Source organism: Rhodoferax sp., from assembly GCF_028688795.1.
Lineage (GTDB): Bacteria > Pseudomonadota > Gammaproteobacteria > Burkholderiales > Burkholderiaceae_C > Rhodoferax.
Map to the genome: position 1 here is coordinate 1 of NZ_JAQTXM010000086.1, position 4,411 is coordinate 4,411.

Here is a 4,411-nt window from a genome sequence, read left to right on the forward strand (position 1 = left end):
ACAGGCAGCGAGCCTATCGCCCAGTTGAACCTGCACGCCAGCCCAACAGTACCGGCAGACCCATTGGTGGCAGCAATACCCAAGCGCCACACCAACCGCCGCATGTACAGCGGGCCGGGTTTGACTGTGGACGAGACTGCGCAATTGAACATCGCAGTGGCCCCCGTGGTCGGCACACAACTCATCTGGCTGCAGGGCGCGGCGCGGCGAACGGCCTTGGGGCTGATCTGGCGTGCCGAGAGCGAACGCTTTTTGCGCCAGCAATTGCATCACGACATTTTTTCGTCGGTTCGGTTTGATTTGTCCTGGACCGACAACGCCGAATGGTCGCTGCCGCCGGGCTCGCTGGAGATTGAGGCGCCGATGCGGCCTTTTTTCAAGGCTCTGCGCCACTGGCCGCTAATGCGCCCACTTACTTGGCTGGGGATGCACCGGCTCATCGGCCTGCGCGCAGGCTGGCTACCCGCTTGGCAAGCGCCCGCGCTGGGGTTGCTGGCCTCACCCCTGCCGCTTGAGCCTGGCGCCGTGGCGGCAGGCACAGCACTGGAGCGACTCTGGCTGCGCGCCAACTTGCTTGACCTGGCACTGCAACCGCTGGCGGCATCGGCAGTGCTGATGCAGGCTTCGTCAACGCCAAACGGTGCCTCTGACACGTTACGGGCAACTCTGGCAGCGGGGTGGCAGACCATTGCACCTGGGTTAACTCCTTGGATGGTATTTCGCATAGGCCATGCAAAAGCACCTTCAGTGAGAGCGGGTCGCCAGCCTATGGAAGCCTACTTGCGCGATTTTCAGAAAATCTGATCCAAAAATGTCGGGATTTTTTACACATGGAACTTTGGAAAAATTTGAAGCAGCACCAAAAAATAAAAAAATCGTTTAAATTCATAGAGTTACGATTTTTTATTCAAATTGGCACAATCCGTGCTTATTTTCTCGTGCCAGAGTGGCTTATTCAATCAACCGGAGAAATGAAATGAACAAATTTAAAAAAATCGCGCTTGCCGCTGCGATTGCATCGGCCGCGATGGTTCCAGTCGCATCACAAGCAGCAGTAGTCATTGATGGCGTTGCTTTTAACGCTGGTGATCAATTCATCGCTACAAGCATTTGGGAATCCGTGCTGACCCTTTCGACAGATAGCCTGTCCGGAGTTGGTCTCGTTAATCATATTGACTGCAATTCTTGCGGTGGAACAACTTGGATAAACGGCAATAACGATACCCAACTCACGTATCAGTTTGGTGGTTACACAGTTAGCAAGTGGTATGACACCACGGGTACTGCTCACTTGGCTGGTGATGAGGGTACAGGTCTCAACATTTTTGCAAACGCAAAAGGAATCGATTTCACTGGCGGCAATATCAAACTGTGGTCTGACAAAATAACTACAGGAACAGTACTGAATCCCTCTGCAAATCTTGGTATCGCGACCGATGTTGCAAATGCGACTGACGGCAATCTCTGGTTGGAATATGTCGGTGTAGTGACTACAGACCTATTGACTGGTCGCTCCGCTACCTTGTTCTCAGATGCTACTGGTACGAACAATGTCCATAGCCGTGGTTTCGGCTTTGGTTACCTTAATGTTGTCGACGGTTTGGCTAAGAGTAATTTTGATACCGATAGTTTCAACATTCTTGGTGTGATTGCCGATGCTGGTTTAGAGTCCTCATTCAGCACCACAAATTCAGGCGCATGGCCTTTGAGCGGTACGGCTGACATCAAAACCAGCGCTATTCCTGAACCAACGTCTCTCGCTCTGCTGGGCTTGGGTTTGCTCGGTGTGGGTGCAACCTATCGTCGTAAGGCTGGCAAGAAAGCCTGATCAGACTGATCTGAAAAAAGCCACTCAGCAAGCCCCCATCGTGAAAGCGGTGGGGGCTTTCTTGTTGGGCAGTCATACCTGACAGGACTCCTGTTATTGACAATTGAGCGATACGGTCACTAACCGCATACTTTCATGCATACAATCCTTTGCATGGAATTTACCTGCGACTCGGTCAAGAGCGACACCAATGTCCGTGAGCGTGGCTTGCCCCTACTGGCTGCACGTGTCATGTTCGATACAGGTCTGCTGGTTCGTGAAGATACCCGCAAAGTCTACCCCGAGCGCCGCTTCATTGGTTACAACACCATTGACGGGCGATTGATGGTGGTTGTATTTTGCTGTCCAACTCCAATGCGCACCCATATCATTTCTTTCAGAAAGGCCAACGACCGTGAACAAAAAAAGTTTAAAGCTCAAAGCCTCTGAGGCTGCGCCTGCAATTGACTGGTCCGCAGTCAGTGCTGCGCCCAAGTCGAGCGCGCCCGACGAAGACAGCCCTGAACTGACCGCCGCCCAGGCCGCACAACTGCGCCCGTTGGCCCACGTGCTGCCTGTTTTTTCTACTGGCAAGACCCGCATTACCATTCATCTTGATGACGCCGTGTTGCAGGCTTACAAGTTACGGGCGGGCGGGCGCGGTTACCAAACCTTGATCAACGAGACCTTGCGACGGGGGCTTGCAGCAGACGCTGTCAAGGAGGCTTTGCGAGAAGTTATTCGTGAGGAACTACGCTTCGCCTAAATAATTTAGGAAACGCAGATCAATTCAATTTTTGATTTGACGTGAGCGTAGCGCTCATTTTTTTGTGACGCTGCGCCAAATGTCGCGAATTTTGTGGCAATTGCGGCCGCTTTCTATCTGCCATGGCTTTGCAGGATTGGTCGCCACTCTGGCATCGCCAATGAGCTCCTCGCTCCAGGCCAGCGCCTCTTGCTCACACCCGCCAAAGCGCTGTTAAGCGTCTGGAGGAACCTTGCTTATCCTTTGTGATGGCCATTCTCTTTTGCATCACGTGCCCCCTCAGTGATAGTAAGTCCCCAAAACCTGCACCACGCGCCGGTCCGGCAGCAGGCCAAATTCGCTGTTGGCGTTGCCAATGTTTTGCTGCAACTGAAAGCTCAGGTCAAAATTGGGCCAGTGGCGGCGCAGTTCGAGCCAGAACAACTTGCTGTCGTCACCCGGGTTGAGCCGCAGGTAGGCCGTCAGGTCCAGGTCCTTGTGGCCAAAACTTTTTTGTGTGACGTAGATCAGGTACGACTGGCGCGCAGCCAATTCTTGCAGACGCAATGCTTCAGACAGATAGGCCAGTTGTGTGGCGGGTGCGCTACCCAGAGCAGACCAATCAGCCTGGCTGAGGGCAAAACCGTTGTACTGGTATTCGGCCGTGACCGACAGCTTGCCCAAGGTGGTGTAGGTCGCGCCACCCGAAAAACGGTTGCGGGTACGGGTGGCATTGGTCGCGCCCAAGGTGCGGTCAATCAGGCTGGGCTCACTGCCGCGCGTGAACTCCAGGTGCGCGGTGGCTGCATCTGACAGCAAGGCAGCCATGTTGAATCCGATGGTTGTTGACTGGCCCGTTTGCTTGTACAGCAACGTCTGGCCACTCACATTTTTAGAGAACTGGGTACTGAGCATCACCACTGCGCGATCGCGGTTGTTGGTGGCGCCAAGGTCAAGGTTCCAGCCATTTGCACTGGCAGTATCGGCCAGCTTGGGTGCCAGGGCCATTGAGACCGCGTTGTCTGACCACATGTATTGCCCACGCAACATGACAGTACCCAAGCGGTTTTCACGCAGTGCAAACGGGTCCGCGGTGGTTAACACGCGCAGGCTTGCGTCGCGGAAAAAATCGGTCGGGTTGTAGCCGTACGACGGCCCGTAGCGCAGGTTGATGCGGCCCAGCTCAAATATTGAATTGCCGCCGTCGGGCTGCCAACTGAGGTACGCTTCACGCAAACTGTTCACCGCCGCATCGGACCCGGCAAGAGTCGGCTCAAAGTAGTCAAGACGGTCCGACAACACACCCCGCACACCCGGTGTTAAACGCCCCTGGTAATACAGGTCCACCGATGCTCGGCCCATGTTGCGGCTGTCTGGCAGATAGCGCTGACTTGCGTCGCCCAGCGCGCCCTCAAAAAAAAGTTTGGTGTTGGCTGACGTCGCTGGGGCCACTTCAGGCGCGCTTTCAAGATTCAGGGCGTCAAGTTCAGCATCTGCGGCAATGGCAGGCAAGGCGCCTAGCCAAGCGATTGCCACGGCGCAACACACGGGAGCGAACATCTTTAACGGCATGGTCTTAGTCCGGTTGGAAGCGGGGCAAAAAGTCGCGTTGCATCCAGGTTGACGGGATGTCACGCGCCACATAGTCTGAAAACCGCATGATGGTGACCGATTGCGGGTTCAGACCGTCGATAATGACAGTTTCTGTGGGGCGCTCAACACCAAGTTGCGGCTGGAACCGGCGGTAATAAACGGTTTTAAGCAAGCGGGAGGACTCGGCAAAAAAGCGCGCCTTGAGCGGGCGGCTGTTCTCTGCATCGACCCACATTTCAATACCCGGGTAGGTCACACCCTCGGTG

Annotated in this window: 6 protein-coding genes; 4 read left to right on the forward strand and 2 right to left on the reverse strand. The window is 54.8% G+C overall.

Going from position 1 to position 4,411, the window contains the following annotated elements; genetic code table 11:
* The 4 genes from PHQ58_RS23355 to PHQ58_RS23370 all read left to right on the forward strand — a co-directional run.
* On the forward strand, window positions 1-804 hold an 804-nt coding region (locus PHQ58_RS23355; protein ID WP_300116260.1), incomplete at its 5' end, for a hypothetical protein.
* A 172-nt stretch (window positions 805-976) separates the two neighbouring features.
* Entirely contained in the window at window positions 977-1,828 is an 852-nt protein-coding gene (locus tag PHQ58_RS23360; protein ID WP_300116263.1) for a PEP-CTERM sorting domain-containing protein, read from the forward strand.
* A 135-nt stretch (window positions 1,829-1,963) separates the two neighbouring features.
* Window positions 1,964-2,257 carry a BrnT family toxin gene (locus tag PHQ58_RS23365; protein ID WP_300116266.1) on the forward strand — a complete coding sequence of 98 codons (294 nt, stop codon included), beginning with the start codon at window positions 1,964-1,966 and terminating at the stop codon, window positions 2,255-2,257.
* Complete coding sequence (locus PHQ58_RS23370) at window positions 2,223-2,573, forward strand: BrnA antitoxin family protein (protein ID WP_300116269.1); 351 nt, start codon at window positions 2,223-2,225, stop codon at window positions 2,571-2,573. The genes PHQ58_RS23365 and PHQ58_RS23370 overlap by 35 nt, the downstream gene beginning before the upstream one ends.
* Before the next feature lie 279 nt (window positions 2,574-2,852).
* Here the strand turns inward: PHQ58_RS23370 and PHQ58_RS23375 are convergent, their stop codons facing one another.
* The gene (locus PHQ58_RS23375; protein ID WP_300116272.1) at window positions 2,853-4,124 is read right to left on the reverse strand and encodes a hypothetical protein; all 1,272 of its coding nucleotides are present in this window, start codon (window positions 4,122-4,124) and stop codon (window positions 2,853-2,855) included.
* 4 nt (window positions 4,125-4,128) lie between these two features.
* Window positions 4,129-4,411 (reverse strand): outer membrane lipoprotein-sorting protein (locus PHQ58_RS23380; protein WP_300116275.1); only part of this gene is annotated, 283 nt, incomplete at its 5' end.

Excerpts from the sequence above, each read along its gene's own strand:
- PHQ58_RS23365 (WP_300116266.1), top strand. The coding sequence starts at position 1,964 with ATGCATACAATCCTTTGCATGGAATTTACCTGCGACTCGGTCAAGAGC.
- PHQ58_RS23375 (WP_300116272.1), bottom strand. The coding sequence starts at position 4,124 with ATGCCGTTAAAGATGTTCGCTCCCGTGTGTTGCGCCGTGGCAATCGCT.
- PHQ58_RS23360 (WP_300116263.1), top strand. The coding sequence starts at position 977 with ATGAACAAATTTAAAAAAATCGCGCTTGCCGCTGCGATTGCATCGGCC.